11 protein-coding genes are annotated in these 23001 nt (G+C 33.9%); all 11 read left to right on the plus strand.

Going from position 1 to position 23001, the window contains the following annotated elements:
* The first annotated feature begins 131 nt into the window (after positions 1–131).
* The 11 genes from ACJBCC_RS00210 (at position 132) to ACJBCC_RS00260 (ending at position 22966) form a co-directional block, all read left to right on the plus strand.
* Positions 132–3182, plus strand: a complete 3051-nt coding sequence (locus ACJBCC_RS00210; RefSeq protein ID WP_299098853.1) for a TonB-dependent receptor — start codon at positions 132–134, stop codon at positions 3180–3182.
* A 5-nt stretch (positions 3183–3187) separates the two neighbouring features.
* Entirely contained in the window at positions 3188–4666 is a 1479-nt protein-coding gene (locus tag ACJBCC_RS00215; RefSeq protein WP_407556082.1) for a RagB/SusD family nutrient uptake outer membrane protein, read from the plus strand.
* 12 nt (positions 4667–4678) lie between these two features.
* The gene (locus ACJBCC_RS00220; RefSeq protein WP_407556083.1) at positions 4679–6778 is read left to right on the plus strand and encodes a hypothetical protein; all 2100 of its coding nucleotides are present in this window, start codon (positions 4679–4681) and stop codon (positions 6776–6778) included.
* 11 nt (positions 6779–6789) lie between these two features.
* Complete coding sequence (locus ACJBCC_RS00225; RefSeq protein WP_407556084.1) at positions 6790–8415, plus strand: family 16 glycosylhydrolase; 1626 nt, start codon at positions 6790–6792, stop codon at positions 8413–8415.
* 125 nt (positions 8416–8540) lie between these two features.
* Positions 8541–12002, plus strand: a complete 3462-nt coding sequence (locus ACJBCC_RS00230) for a hypothetical protein (protein WP_407556085.1) — start codon at positions 8541–8543, stop codon at positions 12000–12002.
* Positions 12003–12017: 15 nt separating this feature from the next.
* A complete protein-coding gene (locus ACJBCC_RS00235) occupies positions 12018–13307 on the plus strand; it encodes a glycosyl hydrolase family 17 protein (RefSeq protein WP_299098858.1) in 1290 nt (429 codons plus the stop codon).
* A 2-nt stretch (positions 13308–13309) separates the two neighbouring features.
* Positions 13310–14365, plus strand: a complete 1056-nt coding sequence (locus ACJBCC_RS00240) for a glycoside hydrolase family 2 TIM barrel-domain containing protein (RefSeq protein ID WP_299098859.1) — start codon at positions 13310–13312, stop codon at positions 14363–14365.
* Positions 14366–14504: 139 nt separating this feature from the next.
* A complete protein-coding gene (locus ACJBCC_RS00245; protein ID WP_407556086.1) occupies positions 14505–16013 on the plus strand; it encodes a glycoside hydrolase family 30 protein in 1509 nt (502 codons plus the stop codon).
* A 2-nt stretch (positions 16014–16015) separates the two neighbouring features.
* Positions 16016–17437: an MFS transporter gene (locus ACJBCC_RS00250; protein ID WP_299098861.1), complete on the plus strand. Its 1422-nt coding sequence runs from the start codon at positions 16016–16018 to the stop codon at positions 17435–17437.
* Between the two features lie 69 nt (positions 17438–17506).
* Positions 17507–20800: a VCBS repeat-containing protein gene (locus tag ACJBCC_RS00255; protein ID WP_299098862.1), complete on the plus strand. Its 3294-nt coding sequence runs from the start codon at positions 17507–17509 to the stop codon at positions 20798–20800.
* 438 nt (positions 20801–21238) lie between these two features.
* A complete protein-coding gene (locus tag ACJBCC_RS00260; RefSeq protein ID WP_299098863.1) occupies positions 21239–22966 on the plus strand; it encodes a T9SS type A sorting domain-containing protein in 1728 nt (575 codons plus the stop codon).
* Positions 22967–23001: the final 35 nt, after the last annotated feature.

Genomic DNA, 23001 nt, shown 5'->3' on the forward strand with positions numbered 1-23001 from the left:
ATTATAGGTGTTTGCATTGTGATATTAGTATTTTATCATTATTATTTTTAAAGTGTATGTTTTTTGTATAGTGTTATATTGAGAAGTTGTCAATACAATTGTGGTAAATTGCAATAACTAAATAATAAACTATGAAAATAAAACTTTTAACGCTCATGGCTCTCGTTTTTACAATGATGGTATTTGGGCAAAATGTAAATGTTTCTGGGACAGTTATAGAAGCTTCCTCAGGACAACCTTTACCAGGTGTTAACGTAGTTGTTAAGAACACCTCAAAGGGAGCCTCAACAAATTTTGATGGTGAATTTACTTTAAATGATGTGCCAGTAAACTCTGTAGTTGTCATATCATATATTGGTTTTGTAACTCAAGAAATTACTATATTAAATAGTGATTCATTAAGTATTTCACTTGTGGAGGATGCAGAATCTTTAAATGAAGTTGTTGTTATTGGGTATGGCTCTCAAAAGAAAAAAGAAGTTACAGGTGCGGTGTCAATTGTTAGTTCTGAAACTTTAGAAGAATTACAACCCGTTAAAGTAGAACAAGCTTTACAAGGTACAGTTTCTGGTGTAAATGTAACCTCTCAATCTGGAGCTCCGGGAGCAGGATTGGATATAAGAATTAGAGGAATATCCACTAATGGTACAAATGGACCATTGGTAATAATAGATGGTTATCAAGGCGATTTAAGTATTCTTAATCCAAATGATATTGATACTATAACAGTTTTAAAAGATGCGCAAGCTGCCATTTATGGTACTGTAGGTGCTAATGGAGTTGTTCTTATTACCACTAAAGGCGGTAAGAAGGGAGGAAAAGTAAAAGTTTCATATAATACATATGTGGGCCTGCAAGAAACTTCAAGAAAATTACCATTGTTGAATGCTACAGAATATGCATTATTACTAAATGAAAGTTATGCTAATGGAGGTCAAGCTCTGCCTTATACTAATGTATCGAATTTAGGAGCAGGTACGGATTGGCAAGATGAAGTTTTCAATGAGTCAGTTCCAATCAATAGTCATGACTTTAGTATTTCAGGTGGTTCTGATAAAATAGCATATTCCTTAAGTGGTTCTCATCTATACCAACAAGGTATCATTGCTCCAAAGAAATCAGATTTTAGAAGAAATACAGCAAGAGCTTCTATTCGCGCTGATTTATCAGATAAATTTAAAGTAAGTACAAATATTATTTATACTTATTTAGATCGAGATTCTGTTAATGATTTTGGTTTGGGGTCGGTTTTGTTTAATGCATTAAATACACCATCTACTTTATCTGCATATGACGAAAATGGAGATTTTACGTTGGTGCCAAGTGTAGCAGGTCTGGGTATAGAAATTATTAATCCGCTAGCTCAAATAGCTAATACATTTAATGATTATGATTTAAGAAAATTAAATGGTACAGTTTCTCTAGATTATCAAATACTAGAAAAACTTAATTTAACTGGTCGTATTGGATTCAATACTACGAATAGCGAAAGCAAATCATTTTCTAAGATTGTGGATTATGGCGGGAAAGTATTTGATGTTAACAGAAGCAGTGTTGCTCAAAATTCTATAAATGATAATGATTATTCATTTGATTTATACGCGACATATAAAAATAACTTTAATGAAGATCATAATGTAACTCTTACAGGAGGAACGACAGTTTTTAAGACTTTCGGAAATGGACTATTTGCTACAGGTTATGATGTGCCTAATAATTCGTGGGAATTTGCTGATATTTCATTGGCATTAGGAACAGGAGGAGATGGCGTTAGGGATGTAGGCTCTTATTCTTACGACGAAAGAAGATTATCTTTCTTCACTAGAATGCAGTACGATTATAAAGGGAAATATTTATTTTCTGCAATGTTACGTAGAGATTCTTCTACAAAATTTGGTCCTGAAAATAGGGTCGCTTATTTCCCTTCTGTAACGGCAGGTTGGATTATATCAGATGAAGAATTTTTTAATGATTCTGGTGTATTTGATTTGTTAAAATTGAGAGCAAGTTATGGTATATTAGGAAATGATCAAATTCCAAATAACGGATACGTTGGTCAATTAAGCGGTGAAGCAACATATATATTTGATAACTCATTAGTCAATGGAACTGCAATAGGTCAATTGCCAAATTCTGAATTGCAATGGGAGGAAGCAAAAAAACTAGATATAGGTCTTGATATTCGTTTGTTAGATAATAAGCTAGATATTACTACTGATTATTTTATTAATAAAAGAGATAATCTATTAATAGCAAATATTCCTGTTTCCGGAATTACAGGTGTATTTGCACCAGGTAGTTCTGCTCCAACAGTAAATGCTGGTGGTGTAGAAAATAGAGGTTTTGAATTTGCTGTAAATTATAAAGATAATATATCAGATAATTTTAAAATATCAGCAAGTTATAATATAACTACTTTGAAAAATGAAGTGACTAAAGTAAACAATAGCACTGGTTTTGTAGAAGGTGGAACATTCGGTGTTGGTCAGCCTGCCATTTCCAGAATGGAAACTGGTCAACCTCTAGGTTATTTTTATGGGTATAAGACAGATGGAATTTTTCAAAATCAAGCTGAGGTAAGCGCACACCCTTCGCAGATTGATTTAGGTGCAGAAGCATCGCCAGGAGATTTAAGATTTGTTGATGTTAATAATGATGGTGAAATAAATGCAGATGATAGAACAAATCTTGGTAATCCTATTCCAGATGTTACAATGGGACTTAATCTTACTTTAAATTTCAAAAATATTGATTTTACAGCGTATGCATTTGCTTCAATTGGTAACGATATGGTTAGAAATTATGAAAGAACGTTAACTGATGTAAATAGATTAAACTACGTTTTAGATAGATGGACTGGTGAAGGAACTAGTAATTCTGTGCCAAGGCTAACTACAGCGTCCACATCTAACAATGTGTTTTCAGATTACTTTGTTGAAGATGCCTCTTATTTAAGAATTCAAAATGTACAAATAGGCTATTCCATACCAAAAGATGTTATTGAAAAAATAGGAGTAGATAAAGTTAGAATTTATGTAGGAGTTAACAACTTATACACATTTACAAAATACAAAGGTTATGATCCTGGTGCTACAAGTGGAGCACCTATTGGTGGCGGTATTGATTTTGGTTTTTACCCAATTCCTAGAACTTATTTATGTGGTCTTAATCTAAACTTTTAAAAAAGATGAAAATGAAAAATAATAGTATAAAAAAGGTACTTGCCTTATTGATAGCTTTAGTTTGCTACCCATCTTGTACCGATGATTTTGTGGAAAGAGATCCAGTATATTCTATAGACTCAGAAAATTATTTTAATTCTGAAGATGATTATTATAACGCATTAATTGCAACCTATGATTTATTACAGTCAACATATGTAAATGTTATGTTGGGTGAGATAGCTTCAGATAACACTTTATGTGGAGGAGAAAGTGCGACAGATGTAATAGGTTTTCAGCAAATTGATGACATGATACATACTTCTGTAAATAGTAATTTAAGAGATATTTGGAACTGGATGTTTGCAGGTGTTAATAGAGCAAATTATTTATTGGAATTTCAAAATAAAATAGATTTTGAAGGAAAAGAAATAATATTAGCAGAAGCTAAATTTTTAAGAGCATATTATAATTTCGAACTCGTAAAATGGTTTGGAGGTATTCCATTAAAAGTAGATCAACGATTCAATTTAGGTGATGAAACAACTATTCCTAGATCATCCGTGTCCGAGGTTTATGCTCTAATTGAATTAGACTTGCAATATGCAATAGCCAATTTGTCCTATACAGCACCACAAACAGGCAGAGTTACTAAAGGTGCGGCAGAAGCGTTATTAGGTAAAGCTTATTTATATCAAGACAAATTTGCAGAAGCGGCTACAGTTTTAGACAATTTAATTATAAATGGACCATATAATTTGGTTTCTGATTATGATACGATTTTTGAAAATGCAGGAGAAAATGGAATTGAATCTGTATTTGAAGTTCAATATACAGATGTAGAAGGAGCAGGTTTTGGGTGTCTGCAATGTAGTGAAGGAAATGTAGCTGTAGGTTTTAACGGAATTAGAAATTACAATGGTCCAATGTTTGATTCTGGATTTAGTTTTAATGTTCCGACACAAGAGGTTGTAGATGAGTTTGAAGATGGTGATTTACGTAAAGATGTTGCAATTTTAGATATAAATAATTGGGCAGCAGATACAGGAGCTACATTTGGAACCGGTTTTGAGCATACAGGGTATTATAATAGAAAATATATTGCTAGACAAGGCGATTTGAATACAGGTGATCAAAACTTAACAAATCCTAACAATTATAGAGCTATTAGATATGCTGATGTATTATTAATGGCTGCTGAAGCTTTTAATAGAGGAGGAATAGATGATGCCAAAGCACAGCTCTATTTAAATAGAGTAAGAAATAGAGCATTTGGTAATACCGATAACGAAGTTAGTGCTTTAGGAGCAACACTTACTGAGGCTATATATCATGAAAGAAGAGTAGAGCTAGTTGGCGAAGGGCATCGCTTTTTCGATTTAGTGAGAACAGATAGAGGATCTGAAATTGATGGTTTTTCTTCAAATAAAAATGAATTATTTCCAATACCGATAGAAGAAATTCAATTCTCTAATGGTAATTGGAACCAAAATCCTGGATATTAAAAAAAAACAAGCATGAAAATATTAAAACACACATTAAGATTTTGTCTTTTAGTTATAGTCTTTTACGGCTGTACTAAAGAAGATGATAACACAGATTTTATAGATGCTATAGAAGCACCAATTAATGTTTCTGCAAACGTTACTATAACTCAAGATAATTCAGGTTTAGTTACATTAACTCCTCTTGGCGAGGGCGTAACTAATTTTGTGATTAACTTAGGTGATGGTTCAGAATTGTCTGATCCAATCACACCAGGTTCTAGTTTAGAGCATACATATGAAGAAGGAAGTTATGAAGTTCTAATTACAGCATATGGTTTAAATGATTTGTCAACTACGATTTCACAGACAATAGTTGTTTCGTTTCAAGCACCTCAAAATTTGGTGGTTACTATTGAAAATGATGGAACTTTATCTAAAACGGTTAACGTAACGGCTTCTGCAGATTTTGCAATGTTCTATGAGGTTTCTTTTGGAGAAGACCCAACTGTAGATCCAACAACTGTAAATATTGGCGAAACAATATCATTTACCTATCAAGAAGCAGGTATTTATACCATATTTGTTGAGGCAATGGGAGGAGCAATTGCTACTACAAGTTATTCAGAAGAATTTGAGGTTACAGCAATTTTGCAGCCTTTAGCATCAGCAGATATTCCGCCAGCTAGGGCAAGTGCGGATGTTATTTCTATTTTTAGTTCTTCATATACAGATGTAGAAGGCTCAGATTTTTTTCCAGATTGGGGTCAAGGAGGATGTTGTGGTAGCGGATGGTCGTTATTCGATTTAGAAGGTGATGAAATGTTACAATACAGTAACCTAAGTTATCAAGGTAATCAGATAGGTGAAACTATTGATGTTTCTCAAATGGAATATTTACATTTAGATGTTTGGACAGCAGATGTATTGCAAACAATTGAAGTTTCTTTAATAAGCGTATCTAACGGTGAGCGTCCTATTGTAGTAGATTTAACTCCAAACGAATGGACAACCATTGATATTCCTATTTCAGATTTTACAAGTCAAACAGGTTTTACAGTTGAAGACATACATCAATTAAAGTACGTTGGAACTCCTTTTGGTGAAGGAGGAACTGCATTTATTGATAATATCTATTTTTATCGTGCCGCAACCGAAGAAGTGTCAATTGCAGGAACTTGGAGAATGTCTTCAGAAGGCGGTTCATTAGGTGTTGGTCCTAGTGTTGGAGACACAAGTTGGTTTGCATGTGATGATAGTTGTGTAGCTGAAAGATCATGTTATTTCGATGATGCTTACGTGTTTGGTGCAGATGGTTCATTTGCAAACGTATTAGGAACTGAAACTTGGATTGAGCCATGGCAAGGAGGAAGTGACGCTTGTGGAACTCCTGTTGCACCTCATGACGGATCAGTTGCAGCAACCTATACTTTTGACGCTGTTTCTGGGTCACTTACTGTTAGTGGTGTTGGGGCATATATTGGTCTTCCAAAAGCGAATAACGAAGGTGAGTTACCAAATGTGTCTGTGCCTAATTCTATTACATATACAGCAACGCTTTCTGATAATAACAATACAATGGATGTTTATATTGAGTCTGGAGCAGGTGTATTCTGGCAATATAGATTGGTTAAAGATACATCAGTTGTTAGTTCACCAATTGAAGGTTCATGGCAAATGTCTTCGGAAAGTGGATCCTTAGGTGTGGGTCCTAGTGTTGGAGACACAAGTTGGTTTGCATGTGATGACGGTTGTGTTGCTGAAAGATCATGTTATTTTGATGATACTTATGTGTTTGGCGCAAATAATTCTTTCGCAAATGTTCTTGGCACAGAAACATGGATTGAACCGTGGCAAGGAGGAACTGACGCTTGTGGAACTCCAGTTCCACCACATGATGGTAGTGCAGCTGCAACATACGTTTTTGACGAATCAGCTGGAACACTTACTATTAATGGAACAGGAGCTTATATTGGTTTACCAAAAGCAAACAACCAAGGTGAATTACCTAATGTAGCGGTTCCTGAGTCTATCGTTTATAGCGTTACACTTTCTGATAATAATAATACAATGGATGTATATATTGAGTCAGGAGCAGGTGTATTTTGGCAGTATAAGCTTACTAAAATTTAAAAAAATTGAAAATGAAAAATTTAATATTTAATTCGTTTACACTTTTAGGTATTTTTCTATGCCTATTCAGTTGTCAAGAAGATGATGCATCAATAGGAGATATTGTAGCACCAAGTAACCTAGTTATATCTTCAGAAATTTTTGGACAAGATAATTCAAATCTATATGGAGATGGTAGTGGTGTAGTTAATTTTGTTGCTTATGCAGATAATGCTATAAGTTATAAATATTTTTATAATGAAACAGAGAGAAATGCACCGTCAGGAGAGCTTGAGGCATTGTTCACTAATTTGGGTATTAATACTTATGATGTTACTGTAATTGCTTATGGAACAGGTGGTTTGTCTACCTCTATTTCAACTACAATCGAAGTCTTAGCAACATACTCTCCTCCCCAAGATTTATTAGATACCTTAATTGGAGATGGCACTAAAGTTTGGAGAATGAAATCAGAAGGTCCAGGACATTTTGGTTTAGGTCCTGTTGGCGGAACAGTCCCAGCAGAATGGTATGGTGCGGGACCTGACGAAAAAGTTGGGGTTGGTATGTACGATGATCGATTTATATTTGGTACAGATGGTACATTTACACACATAACAAATAATACTAATGATGATGCAGGCACTGATACTTCGGGTACTGTATTTGGTAGAGATGGTTTAATCAGTGATTTAGGTTCTGGAGGAAATGTAAATGGCGCAGATGTAGAAAATCTTCCATATGCTGATTATACAGAAGACTATGTTTTAATTGCGCCAGGAGGCGTAGAAACGATTAGTTTAAGTGGAATAGGATTTATCTCATATTATATTGGTGGTAGTCATTCTTATGAGATTTTTGATAGATCCGTGCCTAATGAATTGGTGTTAAGATCAACAGATGGTAATGGAGAATTTGATTGGTGGTTTACAATAACCTCAGTTGAGGAAGATCCAGGTACAGTGGTTGATTATGAATTAGTTTGGTCAGACGAATTTGATACAGATGGAGCTCCAAACGCAGCAAATTGGACATACGACCTGGGTGCAGGTGGCTGGGGAAACCAAGAAGTTCAAACGTATACTAACAACGCGGAAAACGTTATTGTAGAAGGTGGCTCATTAAAAATTACAGCCAAGGCAAATGGTTCTGGAGGTTATACCTCAGCAAGAATTAAATCTCAAGGACTTCAGTCATTTACTTATGGTAAAATAGAGATTAGTGCAAAGTTACCATCGGCTCAAGGTACTTGGCCAGCACTATGGATGTTGGGTTCTAATTTTCCAACTGTAGGTTGGCCTCATTGTGGCGAAATGGATATTATGGAGCAAACAGGTTGGGATAAAAATACAAGCTTAGGAACATGCCATTGGTTTGATAATGGCACCTCTGCGAATGCAAGCTATGGAGAAACAACTGGTGTGGCAAACGCTTCAACGGAGTTTCATTTGTATTCGATCGTATGGAGTGAAGAAAGTATACAGATTTCATTAGATGACGTTCCGTTTATGACATTATCTAACAGTGCAGATCTTCCATTTAACGCAGATTTCTTTTTTATAATGAATATTGCAATGGGTGGAACTTTAGGAGGAACCATTGATCCTGCGTTTACAGAAGACACTATGGAAGTAGATTATATTAGAGTTTATCAATAAAAACACATAATGATTAATTGAGTTAAGTTTAGGTTACATAAGGTCGAGTTTTTTGTGCTCGACCTTATTTTCTAAAAGCTTTAAAGTCAATTCAGTTAAATATATATTAAGATTATAAATTACCAATGACAAAAAACCCAATCTATATAGGAAATAAAATCGCTTCTAACGATGAGTTTAAAGTAAAAGGAGAACTTGTAACACTTCACAATGAAACGTATTACAAAATCTCTAACAGTGATAAAATGAGACCATTCTTTATGAGTTTGGTAAGTAATTCTAATCACTGGTTATTTATTTCTAGTAACGGAGCATTATCTGCAGGTCGTAAGGATTCAAACAATGCATTATTTCCTTATTATACAGATGATAAAATCACAGAATCATTAGAAACGACAGGAAGTAAAACTATAGTTCAGGTGCATAAAGATGATAAAACATTTTTATGGGAACCGTTTTCTAATCGTTATCAAGGGGTTTATGCTACCAAACGCAATTTGTACAAAAACAGTTATGGTAATAAAGTGCTTTTTGAAGAAATCAATGAAGATTTAAACCTCACTTTCAGATACGAGTGGAACACAAGTGATCAATTCGGTTTTGTGAGAAAAGCTAATCTTATAAATAATGCAAACGGAAACGTTGATGTTACAATTTTAGATGGTATTCAAAATATTCTTCCATATGGATTAACGTCTGTATTTCAAAATGCAACGAGTAATCTAATTGATGCTTATAAAAAGTGCGAATTAGAATCAGATTCTGGCATTGGTATTTTTGCTTTGAGTGCAATTATTGTAGATAAAGCAGAACCAAGCGAAGCATTAAAAGCGAATACAGTTTGGTTTTCAGGATTAGAAAACCCTACACATCTTATTTCATCATTACAGTTAGATAATTTCAGAAACGGTAAAACCATTTCTCAAGAAGAAGATATCAGAGCAGAAAAAGGCGCTTATTTTATCTCGAAGGATTTAAGTTTAGAACCAAATAGTGAAAACAGTTGGATGTTTGTAGCAAACGTCAATCAAACCATCTCTGCAATAAATAGTATTTCTGAAAAAATAAAAGGCAATACTAACCTTGAAGCACTTATTCAAGAGGATATTGATGCAGGTACACAAAACCTCTTAGAATTGGTTGGAGCTTCCGACGGAATTCAACTTGGAGATGATAAATTAAGAAATACGAGACATTTCGCAAATACGCTCTTCAACATTATGAGAGGTGGAATTTTCGATGACGATTATAAAATTGAAAAAGATGACTTTTTGAAATATATGTCGAATGCCAACGTAAAAGTTTCAAAAAGTAAAGAAGATATTTTAAATAATCTACCAGAAATCTTCAATGTAAATGTGATCAAAGACATTGCTGACAACGATGAAGATACCAACTTCAAAAGATTGTGTTATGAGTATCTACCACTAAAATTTAGTAGGAGACATGGAGATCCTAGTCGTCCTTGGAACAAGTTCTCAATTAATACACGTAGCGAAATCGATGGATCTAAAATCTTAGATTACGAAGGTAACTGGAGAGATATTTTTCAAAACTGGGAAACGCTAGCACATTCTTATCCTGCTTTCATGGAAGGCATGATTCATAAGTTTTTTAATGCTACTACTTTTGAAGGTTATAATCCTTACAGAGTTACTAAAGGCGGATTCGATTGGGAAGCTATTGAGCCAGACGATCCTTGGTCTTATATAGGATATTGGGGAGATCATCAAATTATTTACTTGCTCAAATTTTTAGAGTTTATTGAAAAGCATTATCCTAAAAAATTAGCAGACAGTTTTACAAAAGATGTGTTTGTATATGCAAACGTACCTTACAAAATTAAAAGCTATCAGGACACGCTTAAGAATCCAAAAGATACTATTGATTTTGATTACGAATTACACGACAAAATCAATCTCGTAAAAGAGCGTTTAGGAGCAGATGGTGCTTTGTTGAGAGATGAGAATTACTTTATCCACAAAGTCAACTTAATCGAAAAATTATTAGCAACAGTATTAGCTAAAGTGTCAAACTTTATTCCCGAAGGTGGAATTTGGTTAAACACACAACGACCAGAATGGAACGACGCTAACAACGCATTAGTCGGTAACGGAGTTTCTATGGTAACTTTATATTATCTGAGACGTTTTATCAATTTCTTTGAAGATATTGTAGAGAATGGTTCAGATGAAAATTACAACCTTTCTGTTGAGTTAAAAACCTTTTTTGAAGCTGTAGTGTCTACTTTAAATGCTAACTCAAAAGTATTATCGGGAAAAGTGTCTGATACTGAAAGGAAAACAATTTTAGACGGACTTGGAACTGCAGGAAGTGATTACAGATTAAAAATCTACGAAGCAGGTTTTACTAGTGATAAAGAAGCGATTTCAAAATCCGATTTATTAGATTTTTTCAAAGTATTAAAAGATTATTTAGACCATACTATTAAAGCGAATAAGCGTACAGATAATTTATATCATGCGTACAATTTAATGACGGTTGAGAGTGATACAGAAGTATCAATTTCATATTTGCCAGAAATGTTAGAAGGGCAAGTAGCTGTTTTAAGTTCTGGCTATTTAAAACCAAAAGAAGCATTGAGTTTATTAGATGGTTTAAAGGCAAGCGCACTTTTTAGAGACGATCAATACAGTTATATTTTATATCCAAACAAGCAGTTATCTCGCTTTGTGGATAAGAATAATATTCCGGCTCAGTCTGTAGAAAAATCAAAATTATTAAAGCAATTAATAGCAGATAGTAATACGCAGATTATTGAAAAGGATGTTACAGGTCAGTATCATTTTAATGGTAATTTTAATAACGCAGACAGTTTAAAAGCGGCATTAAATAAATTACCAGAAGGAAAATACGAAACCTTAATTAATGAGGATAAGCAATTACTGTTAGATGTTTTTGAAGAAATGTTTGATCATAAATCGTTTACAGGTCGTTCAGGAACATTTTACGGTTATGAAGGTTTAGGTTCTATTTATTGGCACATGGTTTCTAAATTATTGTTGGCAACACAAGAAAACTGTTTGTTAGCGGTAAACTCAAACGAGAGCGAAGAAACCATCGGAAGATTATTAGAGCATTATTACGAAATCAACGAAGGTATTGGAGCGCACAAGTCGCCAGAATTATATGGTGCTTTTCCAACTGATCCATATTCGCACACACCAGGTGGAAAAGGTGCACAGCAACCAGGAATGACAGGTCAGGTTAAGGAAGATGTGTTGTGTCGTTTTGGAGAGTTAGGTGTTTTTGTTGAAGATGGTAAATTATATTTTAACCCAAGACTTTTAAGAACTGAGGAATTTTTGAGTGCTTCAAATGATTTCAATTATACAGCTATCAATAAAGCACAAAAAACAATTCATCTAAAGAAAGATTCGCTTTGCTTTACCTATTGTCAAGTACCAATTATTTATAAACTTGACGATACTGAGAAACTAGAAGTTATATACAAGGATGGTACGTCTTCAAAATTTGAAACTTTAAAACTCGATGTGAATACTAGTGATAAAATTTTCAATAGAACAGGAGAGGTTGATCAAATTATCGTGTCAATTAAGAAATAATTAAAAGGATTTAATATGTATAAAAGTATAAAATTGATAGTATTGGTTCTTATGGCGCTTTTTATGTTTTCATGTAATGACTCAAAAAAAGAAAACAAGAAAGAAACTGAAAAAGAACAGCCAATTGTTAATGCAAAAGACATATTAGGAAATTCAGAATATTTAGCGATTTCTTATGGTGGTTATCGACAAAAAGACAGAAATATTCAACCAACAATTCCAGAACTTAAGGAAGACATGAAAATCTTAAGTGCCATGGGAATAAAAATGTTGAGAACCTATAATGTGCATTTTGATCAAGCGGCAAATCTTTTAAAAGCAATAGATGAATTAAAGAAAGAAGATTCAAAATTCGAAATGTATGTAATGCTCGGTATTTGGATTGATTGCAAAAGCGCTTTCAATTGGGAAAACGGAGAACCAAATCATAAAGAAGAAAGCAAAAGAAATACTGTTGAAGTTAAAACTGCCGTAGAATTGGCAAAACAATATCCAGATATTGTTAAAGTTTTAGCGGTTGGTAATGAAGCTATGGTTAAATGGGCAACCAGTTATTTCGTAGAACCGTGGATCATTTTAAAATGGGTAAATCATCTTCAAGACTTAAAACAAAATGGAGAATTATCTAAAGATTTATGGATAACAAGTTCCGATGATTATTCATCTTGGGGAGGAGGCGATGCTATTTACCACACCGAAGATTTAGAAAAATTGGCGCATGCTGTAGATTACATCTCTATGCATACCTATGCGTATCATAATTCGCATTACAATCCTGGATTTTGGAAAGTTCCTGAAAACGAGGAAAGTTTATCTGATAAAGAGAAAATTGATGCAGCCATGTTAAGAGCATTAGATTTTGCCAAAGTTCAGTATGATAGTGTTTCAAATTACATGAAAAGTATTGGTGTAAACAAACCGATTCATATTGGAGAAACCGGTTGGGCATCAGTTTCTGGTGGTCACTATGGCAACAACGGTTCTAGAGCTACAGACGAGTATAAGCAAGGTTTATATCATAAGCACATGAGAGCATGGACTGAAAAAGAAAATATTTCATGTTTTTATTTTGAAGCGTTTGACGAGCAATGGAAAGATGGACAAAACCCTTTAGGTTCAGAAAACCACTTTGGCTTAATCAATTTACAAAGCGAAGCAAAATATCCTTTATGGAGTTTGGTTGATGATGGAACTTTTGATGGATTAACAAGAGACGGCAAACCAATAACAAAAACGTATAACGGAAATTTAGAGGAATTAATGAAAGACGTTTTAGTGCCAAATACAGATTATCCAAGAGATTAATAATGAAGAAATTTTTAGTCATAGCAGCTATTCTATTCACTTTTGTTTCATGTAAAGAGGAAACAAAAAAAGAAGCCGTTCCAGAGATTGAAAACGATTCTAATAAAGACGTGGTTTCTGTTTCAGGCAGACATTTAATGCTGAATGATCAATTTTATTTAATTAAAGGCATTTGTTATCATCCAGTTCCAAAAGGAGATTCTACCGAACGAGATTTTGGAACTCTGACCCAAGATTTAAAATTAATGGTTGATGCTGGGATTAATACCATCAGAGTGTATTCGCCAATTAATGAAGAAAGCGTACTCGATGAAATCGGTAAAGCAGGTATAAAAGTAATTATCGGTTTTGGATACAATCAAGGTGGAAAAAATGATATCCTCTCTGGTACATTTATAGATTACGTTAATAAATACAAAGACCACAGCGCTATTTTAATGTGGGAATTGGGTAATGAATATAACTATCATCCAGAATGGTTTGATGGCGATATTAAAAATTGGTACACAGCAATGAATGCTGCTGCCGCTGCAATTCATAAAAACGACCCATCGCATCCTGTAACTACGGCACATGGAGATTTACCAAAAGAATTAGCACGTTCTATGAGTCCTAATATTGATGTTTGGGGAATGAATGTATATCGTTCAGTAAGACCAGAAACGATATTTAAAGAATGGAAGGAAGTTAGCTATAAACCAATGTATTTATCTGAGACAGGAGCAGACAGCTATATGCAAATGGCAACGGATAAATATGAACAAGGTGTAAATGAATTAATGCAAGCTGATGCTTCAGATATTATTTTGAAAGCCACATTTAATGGTCAAGATATTTGCTCAGGAGTAACACTATTTCAGTTTACAGATGGTTGGTGGAAAGCAGGAAACAACAACGTACAAAACACAGGAGGTACAGCACCAAATAGCACAGGAGTTCCTTTTGATGGGAGTCCAAATGAAGAATTTTGGGGTATTGTAGATATTGATAGAAATAAGAAAAAAGTATTTGATGTTGTAAAAAACATCTATACGAATGTAAATAGCACTAATAATTAGATTGTTTGAATGCAATTATTCAATTATTAAAATTAGTTTATATATGAGTATTGTCCCCTTGAGGGGACTTTAGGGGTGTTTTATAGGAGCACACTAAACAGTTATAGAAAGAAACAAATAATATAAGTGTAATCAACACATGAAAACATCAAAACACAGCATATTAGCACTCTTAATTTTTACTGTAATTAGTTGTGCTTCAGAAAAAAAAGAAATTGAAAACTTAGATGTCGAAATTTATGAAACTTCAGAAAGTGGAAATAAACTCACAAGAATTACAGAGTTTTCTAAGGTAGATTCTTCAGCAGTTATAAAAATATTACCAGAGCAAAAATTTCAAACCATAACAGGTTTTGGTGGTTCGTTTACTGAGTCTTCGGCTTATTTGTTAAATAAGTTGAGTAAAAAGAATCGCGATACTATTCTTCAAGCTTATTTTGCAGAAGATGGTGCGCGGTATTCATTAACAAGAACACATATTGCGTCTTGTGATTTTTCATTAACTAACTATACCTACGCACCAAAAGTTGATGATATGGAAATGGAAAGTTTCAATATCGATGAAGATCGTGATGATTTAATTCCGATGATAAAAGAAGCGCAAGCTATTTCTCAAGATGGTTTTAAAATCATTTCTTCACCTTGGACGTCGCCACCTTGGATGAAAGACAACAAAGCATATGTTGGTGGAAAATTATTGCCAAAATATTACGATGCGTTTGCCTTATACTTTTCAAAATACATAGAAGCTTATAAAGCTGAAGGAATTGATATTTGGGGATTAACACCAGTTAATGAGCCTCATGGAAATGGAAATAATTGGGAAAGTATGCACTTTTCACCAGAAGAAGAAACTGATTTTGTGCAAAACCATTTAGGTCCAAAATTAGAAGCTGATGGTTTTGGAGACGTAAATATTCTCGGATATGACCAGAACAGAAAAGGTATAAAAGAATGGGTAGATGAAATGTATAAAAATGAAGCGTCATCAAAATATTTTGATGGATTAGCTATTCATTGGTACGAAAGTACATTCGATTATTTACCTAAGGAATTACAATACGCGCATAACAAAGCACCAAAAAAATATCTTATTGAAACCGAAGGTTGTGTTGATTCTGAAAATCCAAAGTGGCAAGATGATGCTTGGTATTGGAAAAAAGAAGCTACTGATTGGGGTTGGGATTGGGCTTCGCCAGAAGAAAAACATCTACACCCGAAATATTCGCCCGTAAATCGTTACGCCAGAGATATTATTGGTTGCCTAAATAATTGGGTAGATGGTTGGGTAGATTGGAACATGGTTTTAGATCGACAAGGAGGACCAAATTGGTTTAAAAATTGGTGTGTGGCACCAGTCATTCTAGATCCAGATGCAGATTCCATTTACTTTACACCATTGTATTACACAATGGCTCATTTTAGTAAATACATAAGACCAGGTGCTGAGGTTATTGGTGTAGAGAATGCTGATAAAGATTTAATGGTAACGGCAGCTAAAAATCTTGATGGATCAATTGCAGTTATATTATTTAACGAAGGTAAAACACCAAAGAATTTTACACTGTCGCTTGGATCCGAAACTGTAAAAGTAAAAATAAACCAACAAGCTATTCAAACGATTTTAATTCCAACGAAAACGAAATAAACATGTCCACGATAACCAATAAAGTGCCATTAGGTCAGAAAATTGCTTTTGGATTTGGAATGCTAGCCAATCAAATGTTTCCTGCTATTATAAGTATTTTTATTGTAGTACTTGTTCAGGGTATGGGATTTCCTGGCTGGATGTGGGGAGTAGTTTCTTTAGTTCCAAGACTTTTTGATGCTATTACAGATCCAATTATGGGTTTTATTTCAGATAACACAAAATCAAAATGGGGAAGAAGAAGGCAATATGTTTTTATTGGTTCCATAATTATGGGTATTACGTTTACAATAATGTGGCAACTATATCCTGTGAACGGCATCGATTATAATTTTGCTTATTTTCTTTTTTGGTCTCTATTGTTTTATTTAGGACTAACTATCTTCAGTGTACCATATGTTGCTATGGGATATGAAATGAGTGATGATTTTCATGAGCGTACTAATATTATGGCAATTGCTCAGTTTATAGGACAATGGGCTTGGGTAATTGCACCATGGTTTTGGATTTTAATGGATGACAAAGATTGGTTTGCTTCTAGTGCAATAGCAGTAAGAGAATTGGCTATTTGGGTCGCACTTGCGTGTATGATTTTCGCAATGATACCAGCGATTTTTATAAAAGGAAAATCTACGATAAATGAAAATTATGAGAGCGTAACTTTTGCAAGCATTCTTCAAAAATTACGTATAATTTTTGTTGTTAATTTTAGAGAGGCTCTTAAAATGAAGCCGTTTAGAAAACTATGTTTAGCTACTTTTTTAGTTTTCAATGCATTTAATACAGTAGCCGCTTTTACTTATTTTATTGTAGTGTATTATTTGTTTGATGGTGTGACAGGTCCAGATGGTGCATGGTGGTGGCCAACACTTTTTGGTAGTGTTGGTGCGTTAGTAACTACGTTTATGGTAATTCCGGTAGTTGCGAAAATGGCTAAAGTATTAGGGAAGAAAAAAGCCTTTATGGTATCTCAAGGTGTCTCAGTAATCGGCTATATTATGTTATGGTTCTTGTTTATACCTGGAAAGCCATATATGTTTTTATTTGCATTACCTTTTTTCTCTTTTGGAATTGGAGGTTTATTTACTTTAATGATGTCTATGACGGCAGATGTAATAGATCTAGATGAACTTAACACAGGCAAGCGACGCGAAGGTGTTTTTGGCGCTATCTATTGGTGGATGGTAAAGTTTGGATTTGGAATTGCTGGTGGACTAAGCGGACTTATTTTTTCAATCATAGGTTTTGAATCTGGTGCTACAACTCAAACAGAAGAAGCAATTACAGGTTTAAGGTTGTTCTTCTCCGGCTTACCTATCTTAGGTACACTTGTAGCGATGTACATCATGCGTAATTACAATTTATCTGAAGAACGTGCCAATGAAATTAGAGCAGAATTGGATGCACGAAAAGCAGAATCTTAGTATGTAATTGTATTCTTAGCCTTCATAATTCCATATCTTTACTACATTGATTATAATACTAAATATAATATGAAGACTACTAAAATTCAACTTTCAATCGCAAGTTTATTTTGCCTTTTTATTCTTAATTGTAATCAAGAACCAAAACGAGATTTAAACCCAGAAACTTTAGTTGGTGGATTTCAGTTATTATCTCCAAAACAAACAGGTATAGATTTTAACAACGCGATTAAAGAATCGGAGAAAGTCAATCATTTATACTATAACCAAATATATAGTGGAGCTGGTGTAGCTATAGGAGATATCAACAATGATGGATTGCCAGATATATTCTTCTGTGGTAACCAAGTTAGTGATAGACTGTATTTAAATAAAGGCGATTTAAAATTTGAAAATATTACAAAATCATCGAGAGTTGCAAGAAATTCTGGATGGTCTTGGGGAGTGACCATGGCAGATGTGAATAATGATGGTTATTTAGATATTTATATTAGTAGAAATGGCGAATCTATGAAGCCAGAAGAGCGTAAAAATCAACTTTTAATAAATAATCAAGACCTTACGTTTACAGAATCTGCTTCGCTCTATGGGTTAGCAGATCTTGGATTCTCTTCGCAAGCCGTATTTTTTGATATGGATAATGATGGTGATTTAGATATGTATCAAGTCAATCAACTTCCTGACTCTAGATTGTTTAAGCGCTACATAAATATTCCTAAAAAACGCGAAGTTTATTATAAGGATAAATTATATAGAAATGATAATGGGAAATATACTGATGTATCTGAAGAAGTGGGTATTTCTAGAGATATGACATACGGATTGAGTGTAAGTGCGTCAGATTTTAATAACGATGGATGGACGGATTTGTACATAGCAAATGACTATGATAAACCAGATATGTTGTATTATAATAATGGCGATGGAACTTTTAAAAATGTAATTGATGATAAACTAAAACACATCTCTCAATTTAGTATGGGAACTGATACAGGTGATATAAATAATGATGGCCTTATGGATCTAATTACCTTAGACATGGCATCAGATGACCACTATCGCTCAAAGACTAATATGGGTTCTATGAGTGCTGAGAAATTTCATGCTTTAGTAGATGATGGTAATCATTACCAATATATGACCAATACGCTTCAAATTAATAATGGAAATAGTTTTTCAGATATTGCAAATATTGCAGGTATTGCAAAAACCGATTGGAGTTGGGCAGGCTTATTAGTGGATTTAGATAATGATGGATTAAAAGATATAATCATTTCAAACGGTGTAAAAAAAGATGTTAGAAACAATGATTTTTTAACAGATTTATACAAAAAATTGGAAACGGATTCTCAAGAGTTTTTTGAGATGACAAAATCTGCGCCATCTGTACCATTAGCTAATCATGCCTTCAAGAATAAAGGGAATTATAAATTTGAAAGAGTTGCAGAAGATTGGAGTTTTAATACACCAAGTTTTTCTAGCGGAATGTCTTATGGCGATTTGGATAATGATGGCGATTTAGATATTGTTGTTAATAATATGGAAGCGCCTGCTTTTGTTTATGAAAATAAAACCAACGGGAATTACCTTAAGATTAAATTTAAAGGTTCAGATAGAAATCAATTAGGTTATGGTGCAAAAGCAATAATTTATCATAATGGAAAAAAACAGGTTTCAGAGAATGTGGTAACGCGAGGCTATTTATCGTCGGTAGAACCTGGTCTGTTTTTTGGCTTAGGTAAAGATAAAGAAATAGACAAAATTGAAGTGATTTGGCCAGATGGTAAAACTAATATGTTTGAAGATGTTAGTGCAAACAAAGCAATAACCGCAATTTATTCAAAAGCGGAAGCCGTATCAAAAAAAGCAGAAGTCTCAGAAAAACTCTTTTTAGAAACCAAAGCATCAAATTTAGGTATTGATTTTGTTCATGATGAAAATGAGTTAAACGAATACAAAGAAGAAGTTTTGCTACCGCACAATATTTCTCAAAACGGACCTTTTTCGTCTGTTGCAGATGTGAATAATGACGGATTTGAAGATTTATTTATTGGTGGAGCCGCAGGACAATCAGGTGTGCTTTATTTACAAAAACCAGATGGAAGATTTGAATTAAGTAGCTCTCAGCCTTGGCAACAAGACAAAGCATCTGAAGATTTGGGAGCATTATTTTTAGATGTTGATGGCGATAATGATTTAGATTTATACGTTACTAGTGGAGGCAGTGAATACACTCAAGGAAACACGTTGTTAAAGGATAGATTGTATATCAATTCAGGAACCGGAAGTTTTATAAAAAATGAGAAAGCAATTCCTAATGTTTATGAAAGCACAATTTGCGTAAAAGCTTCAGATATTGATAACGATGGCGATTTAGATCTGTTTGTAGGTACAAGACTAAAATCTGGTCAATATGGATTTCCTGCAAGTAGTTATTTGCTCATCAATAATAATGGTATTTATAGTAAAGCATCTAATGAAACAGCTATAGAATTAAGCAATATTGGTATGGTTACAGATGCCGTATTTTCAGACGTGGATAAAGATGGAGATGAAGATTTATTAATTGTTGGTGAATGGATGGAGATCAAAGTGTTAGAGAATAAAGAGGGCATTTTTAAAAATAGTTCTACTGATTTTGGTTTAAAAAATACAAGAGGAATTTGGTGGTCTATTACAGCTAGTGATTTAGATAATGATGGTGATGACGATTACATTATAGGAAACCTTGGTTTAAATAATAAATTTAAAGCCTCTGCAGAGCACCCTTTTAAAGTTTACGTTAATGATTTTGATGATAATGGAACAAATGATGTGGTCCTAGCAAAATTCTATAAGGATGATTATGTGCCAATGCGAGGAAGAGAATGTACAAGTCAGCAAATGCCTTATGTTGCAGATAAATTTAAAGACTACCATAGTTTTGCATCTTCAAAATTAATAGACATTCTACCTGTAGATAAAGTTGAAGAAGGAGTTGTTTATGAGATAGAGAGTTTTGAAAGTGTTATTTTAATTAATGAAGGTGGTCGCTTAATTAGAAAACCACTACCTATTGAAGCTCAAGTAACGCCAATTAAATCGTCTATCGTTATGGATTTCAACAACGATGGAAATAGCGATATTTTAACAATTGGTAATCACTACGGTGTTGAAGTTGAAACCACGCGCTATGATGCTGGGTTTGGTAATGTCTTATTGAACGATGGTAACAATAATTTTGAAAATCTTTCCACTTCTCAAAGTGGTTTTTATATCCCAGCAGATAGTAGAGATGCTAAAGTTCTAAAATGTGGTAAAAAGAGTATTCTGATTATTTCTAATAATGATAGTGCGGTTTCTGCATTTGAAATCAAAAAGTAAATCGAAAGGTTTTGGCACTTTTAGCATATGTCTTGAAATATACAATTTCAATATAACAACTTAAGGATGTTTAAAATTGAATTAACTCGCGTTTTTACCATAGTATTATGTTCCATTAGAGAAAAAACGAACACATCATTGAAAAAACGAACCACTACATTACCTATACATAACTGATTTTTCGATTAATTACAGTTGGATTAAAAGGGTTTCGAACTATTATGAATGCTTATATCTGCTGGTCTTATTTGGAATTTCGCACTAAAGCTGTATTTTGATTGCGATGTATGCTTTTTGTATTGTAAAAATTTTAGAATTTCACAAAAAACAAGCTTAATTTTAAAGGTATTGATAATTGGTGGGTTCAACTCTGCTTTCAGATTATTACAATGACCACTAATTATTGATTCAATAAACTAATAAATAAACAAACTAATTATGAAAAAAATTACTTTACTGTTTGCTCTTTTGGCTATGTCATTTGGGTATTCACAATCTTTACCTTTTGATTTTAGCGATCCAGAGCAGTTAATGACTGGGCAAGAAGGAACATCGGCAAGTATTATTGATGATGCTGGTAATGACGTTATGGAAATTGTTGGTGGAACGACAGATTGGGATCACGTATCAATTACTTTCGCAGAAAATGTTGATCTTTCTGATGACGCTAACAACACAATAACCCTGAGATTTAAGCCAACAACAGATTTGGGTACTAGAAACCATATCTTAAAGTTTGAAGGAGGCGTAGGTGGTGATGCAGCTACTGAAATGGGCTTTACAAGTTCGGGTGCAGATTGGCAAGATATTACTCTAGATATGCCGGCAGGAGCAGGAAATTATTCAAGCATGATTCTTTTTACAGATGCTGGAGGAGGAACTGCTACAGGGACTTATTTAGTTGATGATATTGCTTGTACATGTGGCAATATTGCGCCACCTCCACCATCAGAAGCTACTTTGCCAATTGATTTTAGTGATGCTTATGAATTATTTGAAGGTGTAGGAGCGGTAACAAGTTTAACAGTAGATCCACTTGATGCTAATGATGCCGTAATGGAAGTTACTAGTGGAGGAGGAGATTGGGATCACGCCAAAATAGAATTTGCACAAAACGTTGATCTATCTGATGATAGTAATAATACCATTTCATTTAGAATTAATCCTTTAAACGGTACAGGAAGTAATAACCACTTATTAAAGTTTGAAAATGGTACTACCGCGCCAACTGAAGTTGGTTTTACCACTATAGGAACAGGTTGGCAAGATGTTAGCTTAGATTTTCCAGCAGGTTTAGGTAACTATCCGTTAATGATTTTATTTACAGATGCTGGTTCAAATGGCCAAGATACTTATTTAGTAGACGATTTTTCAGGTGCTACAAATATTGTACCTGTCGAAGATCCAGAAGCTGCACCAATTCCAAATGCACCAGATGGAGAGACCTATAGTATTTATAACGATACCAATAGTTATTCTACAACTTTTCCGGTTGCTTATAGTTTTGGTACGTTAAGTGATGAGCCAGATTTAGATCCAGGAGCCAGTGAAAATAAAGCATTAAAATTTGACTTTAGTTTTGCAGGTTGGGGACAAGGTGAAGGAGGACCAGATGACGTGTCTAGCTACGGTTTTGTGAACTTTATGTATTGGGCTGCTCCAGGTGTACCAGGTTTTCAGTTTAATATGATAAGTAATGTTGGTGGAAATGTTACCGAGCATACTTATGAAATAGGAACACAAGAAGCAGTAGTAACAGGAGAATGGACTCAAGTATCTATTCCGATGTCTTATTTCACTAATATAGGATTTTCTAGCACAGATTTTTTCCAATGGAAGTGTGATGCATTTATGGCAGTAGTTCACGATCCAGGTGTTGTTTTCTTTGACAACTTAATTTTAACACAAAATGCATTATCGGTTAATTCTTTTAATGCTGCGGAATTTACAGCGTTCCCTAATCCAACAAATGATAACTGGAATATTTCAAGTAGTGTTCAAATGAATAGTATCGGTGTATTTAACGTTTTAGGAAGACAAGTATTAACCTTGGCTCCTAATGCTAACGAAACTGTAATTGATGCAACATCATTAAAAACAGGGATTTATTTTGTCAAAATTGAAGGAGAAAACGGTTCTAAAACCATCAAATTAATTAAAGAGTAAGATTAATAGCAATAAATATAATTTTAGATAAAGCG

It is taken from the genome of Winogradskyella sp. 4-2091 (assembly GCF_045765065.1).
Lineage (GTDB): Bacteria > Bacteroidota > Bacteroidia > Flavobacteriales > Flavobacteriaceae > Winogradskyella.